The organism is Gordonia metallireducens, assembly GCF_021245825.1.
Classification (GTDB): domain Bacteria; phylum Actinomycetota; class Actinomycetes; order Mycobacteriales; family Mycobacteriaceae; genus Gordonia; species Gordonia namibiensis.
This window is the reverse complement of record NZ_JAJQJP010000017.1, coordinates 26,013-46,036: the sequence shown is the minus strand read 5'-3', so window position 1 is coordinate 46,036 and position 20,024 is coordinate 26,013. Positions and strand designations below refer to the sequence as shown.

Below are 20,024 nucleotides of genomic sequence, written 5' to 3'. Positions count from 1 at the left end.
AATCTGTTACCAACCAATCTAGATCAACCCACCGACAAACTCGGATTCTCATCCACAGGAGCAGCGAGGTAACACATTGTGCGGCAGAATGATCAACCGATCTGAAGTCGTGCGCGACATCGACGGTGAGACTTCGATCGAAGTCGCACCGTCGAAGTGAGGTCTGGGCGTCAGGCCCTCAGAACAACTGGCCGAGGTAGAACTGCGCTCCCTGGTCGTCGGCGCACCGGGCGGAGATGCCGTACGGCGCGGTGCGGGGTTCCTCGAGGACCGTCCCGCCGGCGCCGCGGACACGTTTGACCGCTGCCTCGACGTCGTCGGTCACCCACATCGGCACCGCGACGGAAGTGTCGGCGCCACCGGCGATCCCGACCTGTGGCCGACTGTCGTCGACTTCCCAACCGTCGTCGATTCGTCCGCCGTGGAAGGTCCAGCCGAGTACAGATCCGTAGAAGTCGCGGAAGCGGGCGCTGTCCGGGGTCATCACGGTGAGGTAGCTCATCGCCCCGATGCCGCGGGGGTGCTGGTCGGGTCGGACGTCGCCGGGTTCGGGGGCGAACACCGCGAAACGCACGCCCTGAGCATCGACGGAGTCGATGACGCGGCGACCGTCGGGGCTCGTCCCGAACTCGCCTCGCCCGCCGGCCGCGACGATCCGTGCGTGGGCAGCCTCGAGGTCGTCGACGGCGTAGGCGCAGAACACAGTTGGCTCGCCGTCTGTCTCGAAGATGCCGAGCCGATGCCCGACGTTGGTCACGCGACGACCCTCGGGGTCGAACTCCCAGCCGAGCACTGCGGCGTAGAAACGTCGAGCGCGCGCGGCATCGGGGATGTTCAGCGACATGTAGCCGATGTCGCCCTGACGAATCCGGTTGGAAAGCTGGGTCTTCGACGGCCCGGTCAGCATCCAGCGGTGCCCGAACGGGTCGACGATGACACCGGTGCGTGAACCGTACGCCTCGTAGGGCTCGCGGGTCACTGCGGCGCCCGCGCGTGACGCGGTGGTGATCGCGGCGTCGGTGTCGTCGACCTCGAGCATCAGGCTCACCGATACATGACCGGGGGCGGGCGCCCGCAAACCGAGGTCGGGGAACTCGCCGGCGAGATAGACGACCCCGCCGCCGATTTCGAGTTCAGCGTGCCCGATTGCACCGTCGTCCATGATGATCGGTTCGCCGCGGAGCCGAGCACCGAGGTTGGCGGTGTACCAGTCGATGGCGGCTTGCGGCTCTGCCACGGTGAGGTAGGGAAGTGCGCCGGGTCGCTCGACCACAGGCAGCGCGCTCGTCGCCTCCGCGGTAACGGCCTCGTCGAATTGTGTTGCGGTGGACATGATGACTCCTTGCGGTAGGGTCGCCCCGCGTTCGAGTCGGTCGCGCAGGGACGCGGCGAAGTCGCGGTCGGGCTGGACAGGCTCGTCGAAGCCGGGGGTGTCGGCTGCGCGCAGTGCGTGCCACGGATCCCGTGCCTCGCCGAAACGTGTGCTGTTCCGGGTGTTCATGCGTGACCTCCTCTCCCGCTGCTCTGGCGTTGTGGTTCGGGGTAGGCCGCGCGGAAGGCGCGCTTCGCGCGGGTGAGAAGCGCCTCGGTGGCACCGACCGTGCGACCGAGGATCTCGGCGCATTCGCCGACGGGAAGGTCGTCGACGTAGCGCAACGTGAGCACCGCGCGGTGGATCGGCGTCAGTTGCCCCAGCGTGTGGTGGGCGACCATGCGGTCGAGTTCGGTGTCCCACGGATCGTCCCCGTGGTCGGGTACATCCTCGACCGGTTCCGGCGTGCGTTGGGCGCGCCGCCAGTGATCGGCGAGCTTGTGCCGCGCGATCCCGATCAGCCATGGAGTGGTCGGTTCGGTGTCCCGGTGCCGGCGGACAGAGTCCATCGCGGCCAGGAAGGTCTCCGAGGTCACGTCTTCCGCAATACGTCGGTCCGCGCAGCGACGGACCACGAACCCGTAGACGGCCGGCAGTGCCTGGTCGTACACCGCCAGCAGTCCCTCTGGTCCGGAAGACGCCGGTTGGTCGCTGCTCACATCTTCATCGTCGTGCGCGGGCCCCGGAATCCGACGCCCTTCGGCGAAGTTTCTTTCAGCGCTTCGACGCTTGCGTCGTGAACGCCGCGATCTCCGAGGCCACCGCCTGCGGCTGGTCCAGCGAGACGAATGTCCGGGCGTCGGGGACCTCGACGAACCGGGCGCCCTCGCCGTGGGCCCCGGGGAAGACCGAGGCGAATCGTCGACCGTGTTCGAGAGTGAAACACCGGTCGTCGCGCCCCCACACGAACCGGACGGGCAGGTCGACCCGCGACATGTGTGGGGTCACCGTGGCGAGCTGCGCCGGGCTGATCTCGCGCAGGAATGCGATGAAGTCGTCGCGGATGCGGGCGTCGTCCTGAAGGGGAGTGAACACCGAACCGGTGAGGTCGGGATCGGGATCGTTGAGCAGCAGGCCGACGCCGAGCGGGGAATGCCGCAAGGCCTTGATGCGCATCGCCTCGACGAGCGGCTTCAGCAGGAATCGTTGCCGCATCAACGTGAAATACAACCGAAACGGTTGCGGCGGAAACAGATCGAAGGCATCGCAATTGGTGAACACGAGGCGGCCGACGAAGTGCGGGTCCTCGTCGAGGGCGAACTGGGTGACCGCGCCACCGGTGTCGTTGGCCACCAGCGTCGCCGACGACAGGTCGAAGTGCCCGACGAACTCGCGCAACAACCGGCTGGCGCCGCGAGGTGAACGGTCCGCATCCGGTCCCCACGGGATTCGGTGTGAACCGAGCGGCATCAGCGGAACGAGACACCGGTGGCCGCGCTCGGCGAGGAGCTCGGCGACCGGTTCCCACAGCCGGTGATCGACGACGGCCCCGTGCATGAAGACGATCGGCGGCAGGGCGGAATCGGTGGGTCCGTAGGTGGCGTACTCGATGACCCCGGACGGAAGTTCGACGGTCGGCAGCATGTTTGCCATGGCGAGGTCCGCTTCTCGTAGACTCAGTGAACTTACGAACACTGAGTATGAAAGTTACGTGCAGACTGTATGAAAGTCAATCGTCGGACCCAGGCCGAGCGAACGGCAGCGACCCGTGCGGCGCTCATCGCCGCAGGTCGCAAGCTTTTCGGTGAGCGCGGCTTCGCCGACGTCGGGACCCAGGAAATCGTCGACGAGGCGGGTGTGACCCGCGGCGCGCTCTACCACCAGTTCGACGACAAGAAGGGACTGTTCACCGCGGTCTACGACGCGGTGGAACAGGACGTGGTCGCGCAGATCGCCGAGCGATCCGCCGAACTCGCGGCCGACGACCCGATCGCCGCCCTCAAATCGGGCATGAGGCTCTTTCTGGAACTCTGCACCGAGCCCTCGGTCCACCGGATCACCCTCGTCGAGGCGCCGTCCGTCCTCGGTTGGGCGCAGTGGCGCGCACGCGGCGAAGAGTTCGGCTTTGCGCTTGTCGAGGGGCTCATCGAGGCGGCGATCGCCGCCGGGCAGGCCGTGGCGCAACCAACTCGCCCTCTTGCCCACGTGGCGATCGGTGCGCTCGACGAGGCGGCGCTCTACGTCGCCGCGGCCGAGGACCGCGAGGCGGCGACCGCAGAGGTTGCCGCGGTCCTCGACCGCGTTGTCGATTCGTTCAGTAGTTGAGGATCTACCGCGCTGCGGTCACCAGCTCTGCGCACCGTTCCCCGACGAGCATCACGGTGATGTTCGGGTTCACGGTGGTGTGCTCGGGGAAGACCGACGCGTCGGCGACGCGCAGGCCGGCGACTCCCTTGACCCGCAGCTCGGGGTCGAGCGGCGACATGTCGTCGTCCGGCGGTCCCATCCGGACCGTGCCCACCGGGTGGTAGACGGTGTTGTGGGTTCGGCGGATGTAGTCGGCGAGCTCTTCGTCGCTGGTGGTGTCGGGGCCCGGATAGAGTTCGCGCGCAACCCATTCCTGCAGTGGTGCGGCCGCGGCGATCTCCCGTGCCTTCCGGAGACCGGCGGTCATGATCCGCATGTCGTAACCCTCGGGGTCGGTGAAGTACCGGGGATCGACGCGCGGCTTGTCGCGGAAGTCGCGCGACCGCAGCTTCACCGTGCCCCGCGATCGTGCGTGGGTGACGTTCGGCGTCAGGCAGAAGGTGTTCTCGCTGGTGGGGTAGCCCTGGCGCAGGGTGTGCATGTCGAAAGGCACGCTGCCGTAATGCATCATAAGGTCCGGTCGGTCGAGACCGTCGTCGACCGTCGTGAAGATGCCGGCCTCCCACCACTGCGTCGACTCCTGCGTCATGGGCTTCTTCGTCTCGAAACCGATGACACCCTCGGGATGGTCCTGGAGGTGTTCGCCGACGCCGGGGGAGTCGACAAGGACGTCGATACCGTGCTGACGGAGATCCTCGGCCGGACCGATCCCGGAGAGCATCAACAGCTTCGGGGTGTCGATGGCACCGGTCGACACGATGACCTCACGGCCGGCCTCGATCCTCGTGGTGCGGCCGAAAGCGTTGTCGGTGATGTCGACGCCGACTGCCCGCAACTCGCCGTCGACCTTCTCGATGACGATGCGCTTGGCCCAGGAGCCGGTGCGGACCGTGAGATTCGGGCGCTCGAGATTCGGGTGGAGGTAGCTGACCGACGACGAGGCGCGCACACCGTCGGGGCGTCGGTTGATCTGGAAGAAGTTGGCGCCGTTGACGACCGTCGTACCGCTGTTGAACTCGGCTCGCGGGATGCCGACCGTCTCACAGGCGTCGAGCACGGCGACACCGCACGGATCGTTGGGCGGCACCGTCATGATGTGGACCGGGCCGCTGCGGCCGTGGTGATCGCCGGGGGCGTCGTTGGTCTCGATCTGCGGGTAGAGGCGGTACAGCTCCTCCGAACCCCAACCCGCGCAACCGAAGTTGCGTTCCCAGGAATCGAGGTCCTCACGCGGTGCCCAGAAGGCGATACAGCTGTTGTGGGAACTGCAGCCGCCCAGCACTTTTGCACGAGCATGCCGCATGAAGTCGTTGCCGTTCTCCTGCGGTTCGATGGGATAGTCCCAGTCGTAACCGGACTCGAGCAGCTCCATCCAGCGGTCGAGTCGCAGGATCGCGTCGTCCCCGACGTCGGACGGGCCGGCTTCCAGGAGGCACACCGTGACCGACGGGTCCTCGGACAACCTGGACGCCACCGCCGCACCCGCCGAACCGCCTCCGACGACAACGTAGTCGTACGACTCACTCACTGCTGCTGCCCCTTCCGGTCCTCGAACCAGCCGGTCACACCCGGCCGGAGGTTCTCGTAGACGTGCTTTGCCTCGCGGTACTCGGCCAGGCCCGACGGCCCGAGCTCACGGCCGAAACCGGATTGACCGTAACCACCCCACTCCGCCTGGGGAAGGTAGGGCCCGAAGTCGTTGACCCACACCGTGCCTGCCCGGATTCGGCCGGCGATGCGTCGCGCACGAGCGGCGTCGGACGACCACACCGCGCCGGCGAGGCCGTAGACGGTGTCGTTGGCCAGCGTCACCGCCTCGTCCTCGGTGGTGAAGGTCTCGACGGTCACGGTCGGCCCGAAGGCCTCGTCGTGCACGCAGGCCATCGAACGATCGGCGCGGTCGATGACGGTGGGCAGGTAGAACCAACCGTCGTCGAGCTTCCCCGACCCCTGGTCGCCGGTGGCGAAGGCGCCGCCCGTACGGATCACCGCACCGTCGGCGCGAGCTTGCTCGACGTAGGCGTGCACCTTCTCGCGGTGGGCTTCGGAGATCAGCGGCCCGGTCTCGGTGCCCTCGCTGTAGGGGAGTCCGAGACGGATCTCCTCGGCACGACGGACCAATTCGTCGACGAACCGGTCGTGCGCGGACTCCTCGATGATGAGTCGTGCGCCCGCCGAACAGACCTGGCCGGAGTGCAGGAACGCGGCGTTGAGCGCGTTGTCCACCGCTGCCGCGAGCAGCTCGTCGGTGGCGCAGGCGTCGGCAAACACCACGTTGGGGTTCTTGCCGCCGAGTTCGAGGGCCACCTTCTTCACCGTCGCCGCGGCCTCGCGTGCGATGACGCGGCCGGTCACGAGTCCGCCGGTGAACGACACCAGGTCGACGTCGGGATGCGATGACAGCGGCGCGCCCGCATCCGCCCCGGCGCCGAGGACGAGGTTCGCGACCCCGGCCGGAAGGCCCAGGCCGTGAAGGACTTCCAGCAGCAGGATCGAGGTGTGCGGAGTCAGCTCGGCCGGCTTCAGCACGAAGGTGTTGCCCGCGGCCAGCGCCGGTGCGACCTTCCACGCCGCCTGCAGCAGCGGATAGTTCCACGGCGTGATGAGACCGCAGACGCCGACCGGTTCGTAGACGATCCGTGAGTCCGCATCGGGCGACCCGGTGTCGACGACTCGACCGGCATCCTGGGCCGCCAGCTTGCCGAAGTAGCGGAAGCAGTTGGCGATGTCGGTCATGTCGATGTCCGACTCGTACGGCCGCTTGCCGGTGTCGAGCGTCTCGGCACGGACGAAATCGTCTCGGCGGGCGTCGATCTGATCGGCGACGCGCAGCAACAGATCACCGCGCTCGGCGGCCGGGGTGCCGCTCCACTCCCCGGCGTCGAAGGCACGTTGGGCGGCGGCGATCGCCGCCTCGGTGTCCTCCGCGGACGCCTCGGCCACCACGCCCACGACGGAATTGTCCGCTGGACAACGGATTTCGCGGGTCTTGCCGGACTTTGCGGCGCACCATCGGCCGTCGATGTAGAGAGTGTCGCTCATGGAGCGGGTGCTCCTTCCGGGTTGCTGTCAGGTATGTCCGTCTCTGCGACGGTACCGGCGTTCGCGGCGTCGCCGGCGGCGCCGCTGGTGTCGGGGTCGACCTCGGTGTGGTCGTGATGGTCGGCCGCCGAGTCGCGCAGGTGGAGATACCCGAGGTGTCGTTCGTATTGGTCGAGGATGTCGCCGATGATCTGCTCCCGGGTGTATCCCGACAGCGAATACCCCTGCGAGCCCTCGGTCAGATACACCTCGCACCGGAAGTACCGGTCGTCGGAACGCTGCGAACGGACCGCGTACGTGGGTGTGGGCGCGGACACCGGCCACACGCAGTATTCGAAGGCCGGGACGTCGGCCAGTTCGACGATGAGGCGAGGTGACGGCAGGCCCTCGTTGGCTTCCGATTCGTCGACGGTCGCCGAAACCCCTTCGCGTCCGAACTGCTCGGCGACCTCGTGCATCGCCGGGACCACCGTCGCCGTGATGAACTTGCGCGTTGCGACCCGACCCGGGAAGCGGAGGGTTCCGATCAGGCGTTGTCGCCAACTGCTCTGCTCGGTCGGGCCGCGTCCGACGGCGATCACCTTCGGCAGCGTCGCGCGGAAACTGTCGAGCTTGTAGGACTCGTTGCGCACCGCGCGTAGCAGGGAGATCCCGATCAGACCCAGTACGAACGAGAACGGCAGACCCATGATGACCGTCGCGGCCTGGAGGGTCAGGATCGACCCGTCGCCGCCGCCCGCGAAGAGCATCGACAGCGTCAGCAGACCGATGGCGACCGACCAGAAGATGCGCAGCGACGTCGAGCAATCCTCCATCGGACCGCTCAGGCGACTGGTGAAGTTGCCCATCACGAGCGATCCCGAGTCCGCGCTCGTCACGTAGAACAGCAGGCCGGTGATGGTCGCGATACCGATCAGCAGCGTCGCACCCGGGTACTGGTCGAGCAGCGAGTAGAAACCGGCTTCTGGTGTAGAAGCGGTGGTCTCGGCGAATTCCTGGTCGCCGCGGGCGACCGCCAGTGCGCTGTTCCCGAAGATCGAGATCCAGAGCAGGATGAAGCTGAACGGGACCACGAGAACGCCGAAGATGAACTGGCGCAACGTTCGTCCGCGCGAGATGCGCGCCAGGAACAGGCCGACGAAGGGTGCCCAGGCAACCCACCACGCCCAGAAGAACAGCGTCCAGCCGTCGACGAACGCGCGGGCGTCGTTGCCGGGCTGCGGATTCACCTGATCCCAGGCGAAGGTGTCCATGGTGCGGTCGGCGAAGGTCGAGACGTAGTCGCCGGCGTTCTGGACCAGGCCGTTGAGCAGGAAGTCGGCGTCCTTGGCGACGGTGATGTAGATCAGCATCCCGATCGCGAGGATCACGTTGATCTCCGACAACCGCCGGATGCCCTTGTCCACACCGGAGGTCGCCGACGCGGTCGCGATCACCACCGACAGGGCGATCAGACCGATCTGCGCCGCCTTGCCCTGTTCGATGCCGAAGATCTCGCTGAGGCCGAAGTTCAGCTGTACGACGCCGATTCCGAGCGACGTCGCGATGCCGAAGATGGTGCCCAGCACGGCCGCGACGTCGATCGCGTCGCCCCACCGGCCCTCGACCCGCTTGCCGAAGATCGGGTACAGCGCAGCGCGGATGGTCAGCGGCAGGTTGTGCCGGAACGCGAAATAGGCGAGGGCGCCGCCCATGAGGGCGTACATGGCCCAACCGGTGACGCCGTAGTGGAAGACGGTCCACGTCACGGCCTCCCGTGCGGCGAAGTTCGTCTCCGCCGCGCCCGTCGGGGGATTGAGGAAGTGGGTGACCGGTTCGGCGACCGAGAAGAACATCAGGTCGATGCCGATGCCGGCGGCGAACAGCATCGAGGTCCAGGTGAAGAGGCTGTACTCGGGGCGGGACTCCTCCGGCCCGAGGCGGTACCGCCCGTATTTGCTGGCCCCGATGAAGACCACCAGGCCGACGATCGCGGTGGCGAGGATGAAGTACCACCAACCGAACCAGCGGGTGATGAAGTCGCGGACCTCGTTGATGACGCTCTCCGCCGCGGCGGGTGCCGCGAGCGCCCAGATCGCGAAGGCGAGCACGATGGCCGCCGACGCGACGAAGACGGTCAGATTGACCGTGCTCCGGGGTCGCGCCGGTTCCCCGGTGTCCGGGGTGGCAGGAGTGGACGGGACTGCAGGTCTCTCACCGGCACTCATGACGTATGACGCTAGCCTCTCCGAACTCGAGTGGTCGGGTGAATTGCCCGACTCGCCGATTGCCGGCGATGAATTCGGAGCCCCCACCCGGTCTGGATCGGTATGGCAACCGCAACGATCGGCTCACTGCTCCTCTCCAGCGACGACCCCGGGAAACTCGCGCGCTGGTACGCCACGGCGTTCGAGGCGAAGGTCGAGTCCACCGGCGACGGCGGACCCGGCTACGACGTCGTCGGACTCGACGGCTTCCACCTCATGTTCGACAAACGCGACGACGTGTCCGGACGCAACAGCGACGGCGCCCGCGTGATCCTCAACGTGGAGGTCGACGACCCGCGCGCCACTGCAGCGCGACTCGACGCACTCGGCGTCCAGTGGGTCAGACCTCTCAAGGAGCGCGACGGCAACTGGTTCGGGACGGCGATGGGTATCGCCGGGGTCCGCGTCAGTCGTCAGACGACGGTGATGGTCTACCCGAAGGACGATCACCGACCGGCGGAGTTCACCGTCCTCAACATCGCCGTCGACGACCTCGAGAAGACCGTCGACGATCTCGTCGGCAAGGGCGTCGGGATCCTGCGCTACGACGGCTTCGAACACGACGAACGGGGCATCGTGCGGGGTGGTGACGGGGAGCCGGACATCGCCTGGTTCACCGACCCGTCGGGCAACATCCTGTCGGTACTGTCGGCCTGAGCCCGCAACGTCCCCCATTCGGGGTGGTCCGGCGCCACGTTCGCTCTGGGCGTAGCGGACGGGGAACACAGCCCCGGCCTGCACAGTTGTACTGTGCACATCCCCGCCATCGCGGTCAATCCGTGCACTCTGCACGGGCGTTAACTGCAGGTACATCAGCGACGACCTCTAGAGTGGAAGCAGGCTGGTCGTCGCCTACCCGCACCGCGTTGTCCCGACCGGACACACGAGGTGGTTCTCGCGGCGGCCGGGGCGCTAGCAATGTGAGGGAGAACAATGTTCGAACGGTTCACCGACCGCGCGCGACGGGTTGTGGTTCTGGCCCAAGAAGAAGCGCGGATGCTCAACCACAACTACATCGGTACCGAGCACATCCTCCTCGGCCTCATCCACGAGGGCGAGGGTGTGGCTGCCAAGGCGCTCGAGTCTCTCGGGATCTCCCTGGAAGGTGTCCGCAGTCAGGTCGAGGAGATCATCGGCCAGGGCCAGCAGGCACCCTCGGGACACATCCCGTTCACCCCGCGTGCCAAGAAGGTGCTGGAGCTCTCGCTGCGCGAGGCCCTGCAGCTCGGCCACAACTACATCGGCACCGAGCACATCCTGCTCGGCCTCATCCGCGAAGGTGAGGGCGTCGCCGCACAGGTCCTGGTCAAGCTCGGCGCCGACCTCAACCGGGTCCGTCAGCAGGTCATCCAGCTCCTGAGCGGTTACCAGGGCAAGGAGCCGCAGGAGGCGGGCACCGGCGGTCGCAGCAGCGAGTCCGGCACCCCGTCCACCTCGCTGGTCCTCGACCAGTTCGGTCGCAACCTGACCGCTGCCGCCGCCGAGGGCAAACTCGACCCGGTCATCGGCCGGGAAAAGGAAATCGAGCGGGTCATGCAGGTCCTGAGCCGCCGCACCAAGAACAACCCTGTTCTGATCGGTGAGCCGGGCGTCGGCAAGACCGCCGTCGTCGAGGGTCTCGCCCAGGCCATCGTCAACGGCCAGGTCCCCGAGACGCTCAAGGACAAGCAGCTCTACACCCTCGACCTCGGTTCGCTGGTCGCCGGCAGCCGCTACCGCGGTGACTTCGAGGAACGCCTGAAGAAGGTCCTCAAGGAGATCAACACCCGCGGCGACATCATCCTGTTCATCGACGAGCTGCACACGCTCGTCGGCGCAGGTGCCGCCGAGGGCGCGATCGACGCCGCCAGCATCCTCAAGCCGAAGCTGGCCCGCGGCGAGCTGCAGACCATCGGTGCGACCACCCTCGACGAGTACCGCAAGTACATCGAGAAGGACGCCGCCCTCGAGCGCCGCTTCCAGCCGGTCCAGGTCGGCGAGCCGTCGGTCGAGCACACCATCGAGATCCTCAAGGGTCTGCGCGACCGCTACGAGTCGCACCACCGCGTCTCGATCACCGACGGTGCGCTCGTCGCCGCCGCGACGCTGGCCGATCGTTACATCAACGACCGGTTCCTGCCGGACAAGGCGATCGACCTCATCGACGAGGCCGGTGCGCGCATGCGCATCCGCCGGATGACCGCACCGCCAGACCTGCGCGAGTTCGACGAGCGCATCGCCGACGCGCGCAAGGAGAAGGAAAGCGCCATCGACGCGCAGGACTTCGAGAAGGCCGCCAGCCTCCGCGACAAGGAGAAGCAGCTGGTCGCCGAGCGCGCCGAGCGTGAAAAGCAGTGGCGCAGTGGTGACATGGACGTCGTGGCCGAGGTCGACGACGAGCAGATCGCCGAGGTCCTGGGCAACTGGACCGGCATCCCGGTGTTCAAGCTCACCGAGGAGGAGACCACCCGTCTGCTCCGCATGGAGGAGGAGCTGCACAAGCGGATCATCGGCCAGGAAGATGCCGTCAAGGCCGTCTCCAAGGCGATCCGCCGCACCCGTGCCGGCCTGAAGGATCCGAAGCGTCCGTCGGGCTCGTTCATCTTCGCCGGCCCGTCCGGTGTCGGTAAGACCGAGCTCTCCAAGGCGCTGGCGAACTTCCTGTTCGGCGAGGACGACGCACTCATCCAGATCGACATGGGCGAGTTCCACGACCGCTTCACCGCGTCGCGTCTGTTCGGTGCCCCTCCCGGCTACGTCGGCTACGAAGAGGGCGGCCAGCTCACCGAGAAGGTGCGCCGCAAGCCGTTCTCGGTGGTGCTGTTCGACGAGATCGAGAAGGCTCACTCGGAGATCTACAACACCCTGCTGCAGGTCCTCGAGGACGGCCGTCTCACCGACGGTCAGGGTCGTACGGTCGACTTCAAGAACACCGTCCTGATCTTCACCTCGAACCTCGGTACGAGCGACATCTCCAAGGCCGTGGGCATGGGCTTCTCGTCGAAGGACGACACCAAGTCCGGCTACGAGCGGATGAAGCAGAAGGTCAACGACGAGCTCAAGAAGCACTTCCGGCCCGAGTTCCTCAACCGCATCGACGACATCGTCGTCTTCCACCAGCTGACGCGTGACGAGATCATCCAGATGGTCGACCTCATGCTGACCCGTGTGGAGAGCGCGCTGAAGAACAAGGACATGGCGCTCGAGGTCACCGACCGCGCCAAGTCCCTGCTCGCCAAGCGAGGCTTCGATCCGGTGCTCGGTGCACGCCCGCTGCGTCGCACCATCCAGCGCGAGATCGAGGATCAGCTCTCGGAGAAGATCCTGTTCGGCGACGTCGCTCCCGGACAGATCGTGCTGGTCGACGTCGAGGGCTGGGACGGCGAAGGCGACGGCGAAGACGCCAAGTTCACCTTCACCGGTTCGGAGAAGCCGCACGCGGTTCCGGACGCACCGGTCGAGCTGTCCAAGGCAGGCGACGGCGGTTCGGACGCGAGCTGACCTGAGCTGATCTGACACAAGCGGATTTGAAACAAAGAGCGGCGGCGTCACCCGGCAGGGTGGCGCCGCCGTTTTGTGTTGCCTGCTCGTGGCAGGTGTGACGGTGGTGGATACCATCGATCACTGTGACCAGCGATACATCAGAGGTTGGCCGTAAGGCCACGCAGGCCGAGCCCACCATCACCGTCGAGCGGGACGGCGAGATCGCCATCTTCCGGCTGAACCGCCCCGACCGACTCAACGCCTTCACCCTGCAGATGGGTGAGGAGTTGCGGGCGGCCTTCGACGAGACCGACGCCGACGACTCGGTGCGTGCCGTGGTGCTCACCGGTACCGGGCGGGCGTTCTGCGCCGGCGCCGACCTCGAGGCAGGCGGCTCGACCTTCGACGCGTCCTCGGTGGTCGAAGGCGACGAGGTCCCGGCCGACGAAGGGGGCAAGCTGACGCTGCGCATGTTCGCCTCGCTCAAGCCGGTCATCGCCGCGATCAACGGCCCCTCGGCCGGCGTCGGCGTCACCATGACGCTGCCCGCCGACGTCCGGATCGCTTCCGAGGACGCGAAATTCGGGTTCGTCTTCGCCGCCCGCGGCCTCGTCCCGGAAGCGGCGTCGAGCTGGTTCCTCCCGCGGCTCGTCGGCCTGCCGACGGCTCTGCAATGGACGGTCGGCGCCAAGATGGTCCAGGTCGACGAGGCGCTCGAGCGTGGACTGATCCAGCAGGTCGTGCCCAAGGACAAGGTGCTCGATACCGCGATCGCCGTCGCCCGCGAGATGACCGCGAACAGCGCCCCCGTCTCGGCCGCCCTGACCCGTCAGCTGCTGTGGCGGATGGCCGGCGCGCCCAGCCCGCTCGACGCCCACCACGCCGACTCGAAGGCGATCTTCTACCGCGGCCAGTCCGGCGACGTCTACGAGGGCGTCATGTCGTTCCTGGAGAAGCGCCCGGCGACGTACCCGAACAAGGTGTCGGAGGATCTGCCCGACATCTTCTGAGCTCAGCCGTTCAGGTCCGGCCCCGTCAGCTGTCAGCTGACGGGGCCGGCCTGGTTTCCGGTCGCGATCACGATCGGGATCATGAGCAGCTGTAGAGCACATGCCCACGCGGCTACGGGCCAGGCGCGGTCACGGCGTCGCAAACGTCGGATTCCGAGCGCCAACGATCCCGTCCAGAGCACGATCGCCGTGATGATCGCCGTCCCGTCCGCGACCTGGGTCCACCGCGGGTCACCGCAGGGCTCGTAACCGCACGGGTCCGTGACGAATGCCGTGAACGCCGCGACGACGAACGTCAACAGGGCGAGCGGGACGTGGAGTACCCAGAGCAGTACCGATGCCGCGAGATCGCCCCCGTCGAGGTTGTCGCTGGTGTCCGGCACGTCGCGACGATACCGCTCGGGTCTTCGCCGGCTGTGCGAACGCCTCGTATTGCGCACGTGAACATCCGCGAACACGCGGCATAAACGGTGGCAGGCTGCGCTGACCGCGGTTATCGTGGCGAACAGCAGGCCAGACGAGTGCTGAAAGGAGGTGGCGCAGATGTCGATCGGTACGGCGGTGTTCGTTCGCGAGTGGCGGATGACCGACCCCGGCTGCCGGTACGGGCTACCAGCCCGAACCCGGTCCGGACCAATCACATCCAGCGTCACCAGTGCCTGAGGTCGTGAACCTCGATGGTCGGCGCGCTCACTCGCCCACGCATCGAGGAGTATCCATGACCATCTTCGTCACGAATGCCGGATTACAGATCCTCGCGCGCGTCACCTGGCGTCGCGCCGCCGTCCTGCTGACCACCGAGGTCGCACGCAACGTCGAGGGCACCCCCTTGGTGCGCGTCGTCCATTCGCCGACCCTCTCGTTGCCCATCCACAAGGTGGTGGCCATCAAGCGGGACGCCTACCGCCCGTACGCAGGCAAGACGATGGATTCCTATGCTTCCAATGCGACGATCCTGCGGCGCGACCAATGGATCTGCGCCTACTGCGACGGCCCGGCCGACACCGTGGATCACATCGTCCCCGTATCTCAGGGCGGCCCGAGCACGTTCGGTAACCAGGTCGCGGCGTGCAAGTCCTGCAACGGTTTCAAGGCCAACCGAACCCCGCGGAAAGCCGGCATGGCCTTGCGGCACGCACCCTTCGTCTACGACCCGTGGGCCGTCGACCAGAAAGAGGTCTGGGAGATGTTCATGCTGCATCCCAAGACCGACTGAGAGCGTGGAAACGCGAGAACCGTTCAGGTGGGCAGGGGTTCGGCGCCGCGCTCTTTCAGGAGCATCGACATCTGGCCGATCTCGTTGCCCTGATCGCTGAGCATGCTCAGGGCGAGTTGCTTGGTCGCCGGGCCGGAACGGTCGTCGTTGTACGCCGCTTGCGCCATCTCCAACCCGCCGCGATGGTGTCGGATCATCAACTGCAGGAACAGTTTCTCGGCCTCATCGCCGCTGAGTGTGGCGAGCCGGCCGAGTTCGTCGGTGCTCGCCATACCCGGCATGAGTGGGGCGTCAGGCATGTCCGCTGAGAGATCACCGTGTGCGTGCGAATCACCGTGGGCCACCCACGACATCGGCTCATCCGAGGTCAGTGGCAGCTCGAAGAACTGCAGCCAACCGCGCATGGTCGCGCTCTCCGTGGACTGGGCGACGACGAGCTGATCGGCCAGTCCGCGGATCGTCGGGTCCACGTCGGGTGCGGCGAGAATCGTGCGGGCCATCAGGAGCGCCTGATCGTGATGAGTCGACATGTCCTGTGCGAAGCCGATGTCGGCGGCGCTCATCGTCTTCACATCGTCCCCCGAGCCGGGCGACCACACCGAACCGACGACGACGCCGATCGCCACGAGCAGGACGGCCAGTGACGCCGGTCCGACGATCTGCAGCCACGCAGGCCGCTGCCTGCTGGTCATCCGAGGAAGGAATCCTGATCCGGCGGTGGGGTGTAGACCCGGTTGCTCAACTCGAGGGCGTAGAAGCCGCCGTCGGCACAGGTCGTCAGGATCTTGTTGCCGTGGAATTCCGGCGGGGAGAAGCACCAGTCGGTGGCCATGTCACCGCCGACGACCATGCCCATGCGCGGACCGATCATCTCGTTCAGTTTGGCTTTCCCGTTCGCGAGAGACATTCCGAGGCTCAGGAATTCGATCCCCGGCGCGCCGATGATCGACCCGAGCACATGCGGCGAGTTGGGCCGGGTCATCGCCGTGGCACCCTTCTGTGCCGGCGGGTTGTAGTAGGCGATCTCCTTGATGGCGGAGAAGTCCCGGATGTCGAACACGCGGATACCGGACGACTCCCATGCGCACGCCAGCGCCGTCGGATCGTTCGGGCGGTCGACTGCGCAGTAGTGCGGGTTGCTGCCGAACAACGAACCGCCCATGGACGAACGGAACTGGGTGTCCAGGTGTTCGGGCAGGTTGATCTCGAGTTTGAGCTGTGCGGCGTAACGCGGTTTGTTCACCCGGGCGACGTCGAAGATCTTCACGCCGCCCGAGCCGCCTTCGTCGGCCGTGATGATGTGGGGCGTGCCGCGATAGGTGATCGGGATCGAATGCTGGTTGAGCTGGCCGTCCGGCCACAGGTATGCAGCCACGTGCGGGACCTGCGGATACGGCGCACGACGCTGCACTGCGCTGATGTCGAGGACGGTGACGCCCGCCATGTTCGACAGGTACATCCGGTTGCCGTCGGGGGTGATGCCGAAACCGTGCCCGAGGAAGCTGTGCAGTCCCTGCCAGATCACCCGCGGGTTCCGCGGGTCGGCAACGTCGATCGCGCTCAGATGGCCGGGCGCGACACCTGACGCCCAGTAGGTTCGGCCGTCCGGTGACCAGCCGCCCTCGTGCGACGTGAACGGAATGGGGTAGGCGATGCCACCACCACTGGCGTTGAGCAGCTTGGGGCTGGTGCAATCCGAGATGTCGTAGACCGCGAAAAAGCCTGCACCCCAGAGGAGTGGCACACCGGTCGCGGCGAGGAGCTTGCGTTTCTTGTTGACCTTCAGGGTCTCCCACGTGCCGCCGCGCATCGCGGTGTCGGTCAGCGACCCGACGACCTTCGGCTTCCGGGGATTCGAGGCATCGATGACCTGGACGCCCGGCTGGGGCAGGAAGTTGTTGCCGGGGAACAGGCTTCCGGTGTAGCTGCAGTGCTCGAAGGATGCCGACACGATGCCGCCGCCCGCGCCGGTGACGTTGCCGAGCTTGGTCAGGTTGCAGTTGTAACCCTGTTTGCTTCGGCCCGACTGTCGGTCCTCGGCGCTGACGTCGCCCTGTAGCCCCGGTTCCGGCTTGGAGCCCGGACCGCACTCGGCCTTGGGAACAGAAGTGTCGGAGATGTCGGGGAACCAGTGGTTCGCGGCGCTCGCCGGAGCGGACACCAGCATCGTCGACGCGAGGAGTGCCCCCGCGGCCAGACAGGTGATCGCGTGCAATCGCCGTCGTGCGGTGGACACATCGAATCGATCTGGCGTCATCGCCCCTCCGATCGTGACGTGAGCCACGCTAGCGGCCGGGCTGAGACGCCGGGGTTGATTTGTCGAAGTTGCACGTGGGGCGCCCGGGTTCAGACGGGCGGACCGTCCGAACGACTCCGGGACCGCCGAGAACATTCCCGGGGAGCGATGCGGTGTGAGGACCCCAGCGTCGGAACCCCACCCCGCACGCAGTCGGTCAGCTCAGCCGGCCGGCCGCAGGCGTTTCGCGGCGACGAACGCGAGCACCGCCGCGGCCAGACATGCGGCGGCACCGACGCCCAGACCCACGCGTGGATTGGTGGCCTCGATGACCGCGCCGATCAGCGGACCGCCGATCGGCGTCGACCCCATGAACGCCACCGACCACAGGGCCATGACCCGACCCCGCATCTGGGGTTCGGAGTTGAGTTGCAGGGTGGCGTTGCCGGTCGACATGAACGTGACGCTGAGCCAACCCACGAGGAACAGCGCGCAAATGGCGGTGATCAGGTTCGGGGCGAGCGCTGCTGCCGCGATGGTGACGCCGAAGCCGAATGCGGCCAGCGTGAGGGGCCGCAGTCCGATGGTGCCGCGCGCGGCGACGACGAGCCCGCCGACCACCGCACCGACTCCCATGGCCGAGGTCATGAAACCGAGCGCCTGGGGGCCGCCGTCGAAGACGAAATCGGCGGCGGCTGTGAGGGTGACCGGGAAGTTGTACGCCAAGGTGCCGACCAACGCCATCGTGGCGAGGGGGATCCACAGCGACGGGACGCCGCGAACGTAGCGGATGCCCTCACGCAGTTGCCCTTTGGCGCGGGGGACCGGGGTCTCCCGGGTGATCTTCGCGCTGTCGAGCGCGATCAGCGAGGCGACCACCGCGACGAAGCTGACCGCGTTGATCGCGAAACACCAGCCGGCTCCGACGAGGGTGAGGATGACGCCGGCGACGGCCGGGCCGACCGCGCGGGCGGCGTTGACCATCACCGAATTCAGGGTGACGGCATTGCGGATCAGCGATTTCCCGACGATCTGGTGGATGAACGCCTGCCGCGCGGGTTGCTCGAAGGCGTGTCCGAGACCGAGTAGCACCGCGAGGACAGCCACATGCCACACCGCCACCACCCCGGCGAGAGTGAGCGCGGCGAGGACAGCGGCCAGCAGGCCCATCATCGCCTGCAGGATCGTCAGCAGCCGCCGACGGTCGACGCGGTCGGCGATGACTCCGGCGTAGGGGCCGATGAGGAGCACGGGCAGCGCCTGCAGCGCGACGATCAGGCCGAGGATCGATGCCGACCCGCTCAGGGTCAGGACCAGCCAGGCCTGCGCGGTGGCCTGCATCCACGAGCCGGTCATCGACACGGTCATCCCCGCGAAGAAGAGCCGGTAGTTGGCGATGTGCAGCGAGGCGAAGACGCTGTCGCGCGAGTCAGCGGAGTCTGATGAGTCCGCGCCGACGTCGACGCCGCTGATCTCGGAGGCGCGGTCGTCGGTCATCGACGTCCATGTTAGGCCCGCAAAACGTCGTCGATGACATCCATCAGTTCGAGGGGCTGCTCGAGCGGGATGTGATGACCGGCGCCGACGAGTTCGACGACGCGCGCTGGTTCGTCGAGACCTGTGGTGACCGTGTCGATCATCGCCGGGGTCACGACCCCGTGTTCGCCGTGGATCACGCTGAGTCGGCAGTCGTTCGGCGGGCGTGATGGCAGATCGGTCAGCTCATCGGCGAAGCCGCGATCGAACTTCCACCGCCAGCCGTCGTCGTCGCGGACGACGGACTGTCGCGCGACGTACTCCCGGGCGAAATCGAGGCTCGCGTGGTCGGGCACGAGACGGAACCGTTCGAGGGCTGCCTCGAGTGACGGGTAGTGCTTGCTGCCTCGTGGAATACCCTCTTCGGGCTGATTGCGCTGGATCTCGTCGAGCATCGCGGCGTCGAGGATGCGGGAGTCGACGAGCACGAGTTGCTCGGCGAGGTCGGGGTGGGCGATCGACGTCCGGATGCCGACGAGCCCGCCGAGGCTGTGTCCCACCAGGACTGCTTCGGTGGTCGCCTCCGCAGCCGCCGCGACCGCGGTGACCTCGTCGGCCCAGGTGCCCAGGCGGTAGGTGTCCCGCCAATCGCTGTCGCCGTGTCCGGACAGGTCGAGGGCGACGACGCGTCTGTCCTGCGCGTACCGCGGGGCAATGTGATCCCACCAGCCGGAATGGGCCGCGCCACCGTGGACGAGGATCAGGCCGGGGGCGCCGGGTTCGCCCCAGCAGCGATAGGCGATCCGTGCGCCGTGGACGGTGATCGACGAGTGTTCGGGTTCCGAGGCGACTGCTGTGCGAAACCACTCCGGAGCGTCGGCGGTGACGTTCGTACTCATCGGCCCAGCCTTTCACGCATAGGGTGAGACGAAACGGGCAATCGGACAGGACGGATCAGACGATGGTGCAGACGGTGATCGTGTCGGGCGGTACGGGCGGCTTGGGTTCCGCGGTCACGAGGAAACTGCTCGACGACGGTTGGCGCGTGGTGGTGCCGTGGGTCGTCGAGGCCGAACTGTCGCGGCTACCCGAATCCGATCGCCTGGTCACTCTGCAGGCAGACCTGTTCGACGAGTCGTCGGTGGCCGAGGTCGTCGCCGCTGCGGCCGGCGAATCATCGGCGCCGGTGAAGGCAGTGGTCAATCTGGTCGGTGGGTTCGCGATGGGGGAGCGGGTGGACGCGACTCCGATCGACGAGTTCGAGCGGCTCCTCCGCCTCAACCTGCGACCGCTGTATCTGCTGTCCGCGGCAGCGATCCCGAAGCTGATCGAGGCCGGTGGCGGATCGATCGTCGGGGTGTCGGCGAAGGCCGCGTTCGCGCCGTTCTCCGGTGCCGCCGGGTACATCACGTCCAAGGCGGCGGTGTGGGCGTTCATCAGCGCCCTCGCCGCCGAGTACAAGGACGACGCCATCCGGGCCAACGCGATCCTGCCGTCGGTCATCGACACCCTGGGTAACCGTGAGAGCCAGCCGAACTCATCGCGTAAGGGTTGGGTGTCGCCGGAGACGATCGCCGAGACCGTCGCCTTCCTGGTGTCCGACGCCTCCGCAGCGGTGACCGGCGCGCAGGTCCCGGTGCCGGGCGTCGGCTGACGA

Annotated in this window: 17 protein-coding genes; 6 read left to right on the top strand and 11 right to left on the bottom strand. The window is 67.0% G+C overall.

The window, feature by feature from the left end; genetic code table 11:
• Positions 1–178: 178 nt before the first annotated feature.
• The 3 genes from LQD00_RS05090 to LQD00_RS05080 are packed head-to-tail and all read right to left on the bottom strand — an operon-like array spanning position 179 to position 2,965.
• Entirely contained in the window at positions 179–1,501 is a 1,323-nt protein-coding gene (locus tag LQD00_RS05090) for a VOC family protein (RefSeq protein WP_232715957.1), read from the bottom strand.
• On the bottom strand, positions 1,498–2,031 hold the full coding sequence (locus LQD00_RS05085; RefSeq protein WP_232715956.1) for an RNA polymerase sigma factor: 534 nt from the start codon (positions 2,029–2,031) through the stop codon (positions 1,498–1,500). The genes LQD00_RS05090 and LQD00_RS05085 overlap by 4 nt, the downstream gene beginning before the upstream one ends.
• A gap of 55 nt (positions 2,032–2,086) precedes the next feature.
• Positions 2,087–2,965, bottom strand: a complete 879-nt coding sequence (locus LQD00_RS05080) for an alpha/beta fold hydrolase (protein ID WP_232715955.1) — start codon at positions 2,963–2,965, stop codon at positions 2,087–2,089.
• Between the two features lie 69 nt (positions 2,966–3,034).
• Here LQD00_RS05080 and LQD00_RS05075 point away from each other — a divergent pair, with 69 nt between their 5' ends.
• The gene (locus tag LQD00_RS05075) at positions 3,035–3,637 is read left to right on the top strand and encodes a TetR/AcrR family transcriptional regulator (RefSeq protein ID WP_232715954.1); all 603 of its coding nucleotides are present in this window, start codon (positions 3,035–3,037) and stop codon (positions 3,635–3,637) included.
• Positions 3,638–3,641: 4 nt separating this feature from the next.
• Here the strand turns inward: LQD00_RS05075 and LQD00_RS05070 are convergent, their stop codons facing one another.
• Genes LQD00_RS05070 through betT form a run of 3 tightly spaced genes read right to left on the bottom strand, consistent with a single transcriptional unit; the run spans position 3,642 to position 8,928 of the window.
• Positions 3,642–5,207: a GMC family oxidoreductase gene (locus LQD00_RS05070; protein ID WP_232715953.1), complete on the bottom strand. Its 1,566-nt coding sequence runs from the start codon at positions 5,205–5,207 to the stop codon at positions 3,642–3,644.
• Positions 5,204–6,721: an aldehyde dehydrogenase family protein gene (locus tag LQD00_RS05065; RefSeq protein WP_232715952.1), complete on the bottom strand. Its 1,518-nt coding sequence runs from the start codon at positions 6,719–6,721 to the stop codon at positions 5,204–5,206. The genes LQD00_RS05070 and LQD00_RS05065 overlap by 4 nt, the downstream gene beginning before the upstream one ends.
• On the bottom strand, positions 6,718–8,928 hold the full coding sequence (gene betT / locus LQD00_RS05060) for a choline BCCT transporter BetT (protein ID WP_232715951.1): 2,211 nt from the start codon (positions 8,926–8,928) through the stop codon (positions 6,718–6,720). Before betT ends, LQD00_RS05065 begins: the two co-directional genes overlap by 4 nt.
• Before the next feature lie 102 nt (positions 8,929–9,030).
• On the opposite strand from betT, the gene LQD00_RS05055 reads away from it, so the two are divergent.
• The 3 genes from LQD00_RS05055 to LQD00_RS05045 all read left to right on the top strand — a co-directional run bounded on the left by LQD00_RS05055 (position 9,031) and on the right by LQD00_RS05045 (position 13,439).
• A complete protein-coding gene (locus LQD00_RS05055) occupies positions 9,031–9,624 on the top strand; it encodes a VOC family protein (protein WP_232715950.1) in 594 nt (197 codons plus the stop codon).
• A gap of 276 nt (positions 9,625–9,900) precedes the next feature.
• The gene (locus LQD00_RS05050; RefSeq protein ID WP_232715949.1) at positions 9,901–12,447 is read left to right on the top strand and encodes an ATP-dependent Clp protease ATP-binding subunit; all 2,547 of its coding nucleotides are present in this window, start codon (positions 9,901–9,903) and stop codon (positions 12,445–12,447) included.
• A 125-nt stretch (positions 12,448–12,572) separates the two neighbouring features.
• The gene (locus LQD00_RS05045; protein WP_232715948.1) at positions 12,573–13,439 is read left to right on the top strand and encodes an enoyl-CoA hydratase-related protein; all 867 of its coding nucleotides are present in this window, start codon (positions 12,573–12,575) and stop codon (positions 13,437–13,439) included.
• A gap of 32 nt (positions 13,440–13,471) precedes the next feature.
• Here LQD00_RS05045 and LQD00_RS05040 read toward each other — a convergent pair whose 3' ends face one another.
• Positions 13,472–13,822, bottom strand: a complete 351-nt coding sequence (locus LQD00_RS05040; protein ID WP_232715947.1) for a hypothetical protein — start codon at positions 13,820–13,822, stop codon at positions 13,472–13,474.
• A gap of 335 nt (positions 13,823–14,157) precedes the next feature.
• Between LQD00_RS05040 and LQD00_RS05035 the strand changes: the two genes are divergently transcribed.
• The gene (locus tag LQD00_RS05035; RefSeq protein WP_006865466.1) at positions 14,158–14,655 is read left to right on the top strand and encodes an HNH endonuclease; all 498 of its coding nucleotides are present in this window, start codon (positions 14,158–14,160) and stop codon (positions 14,653–14,655) included.
• 23 nt (positions 14,656–14,678) lie between these two features.
• Here the strand turns inward: LQD00_RS05035 and LQD00_RS05030 are convergent, their stop codons facing one another.
• From LQD00_RS05030 to LQD00_RS05015, 4 genes are all read right to left on the bottom strand, one after another.
• Positions 14,679–15,347, bottom strand: coding sequence for a DUF305 domain-containing protein (locus LQD00_RS05030; RefSeq protein ID WP_232715946.1), 669 nt, complete (start codon positions 15,345–15,347; stop codon positions 14,679–14,681).
• Complete coding sequence (locus LQD00_RS05025) at positions 15,344–16,822, bottom strand: LVIVD repeat-containing protein (protein WP_232716081.1); 1,479 nt, start codon at positions 16,820–16,822, stop codon at positions 15,344–15,346. The genes LQD00_RS05030 and LQD00_RS05025 overlap by 4 nt, the downstream gene beginning before the upstream one ends.
• Positions 16,823–17,113: 291 nt before the next feature.
• A complete protein-coding gene (locus LQD00_RS05020) occupies positions 17,114–18,388 on the bottom strand; it encodes an MFS transporter (protein WP_232715945.1) in 1,275 nt (424 codons plus the stop codon).
• Between the two features lie 11 nt (positions 18,389–18,399).
• Positions 18,400–19,266: an alpha/beta fold hydrolase gene (locus LQD00_RS05015; protein WP_232715944.1), complete on the bottom strand. Its 867-nt coding sequence runs from the start codon at positions 19,264–19,266 to the stop codon at positions 18,400–18,402.
• A 62-nt stretch (positions 19,267–19,328) separates the two neighbouring features.
• Between LQD00_RS05015 and LQD00_RS05010 the strand changes: the two genes are divergently transcribed.
• Positions 19,329–20,021, top strand: a complete 693-nt coding sequence (locus tag LQD00_RS05010; protein WP_232715943.1) for an SDR family NAD(P)-dependent oxidoreductase — start codon at positions 19,329–19,331, stop codon at positions 20,019–20,021.
• The last annotated feature ends 3 nt before the right edge of the window (positions 20,022–20,024 follow it).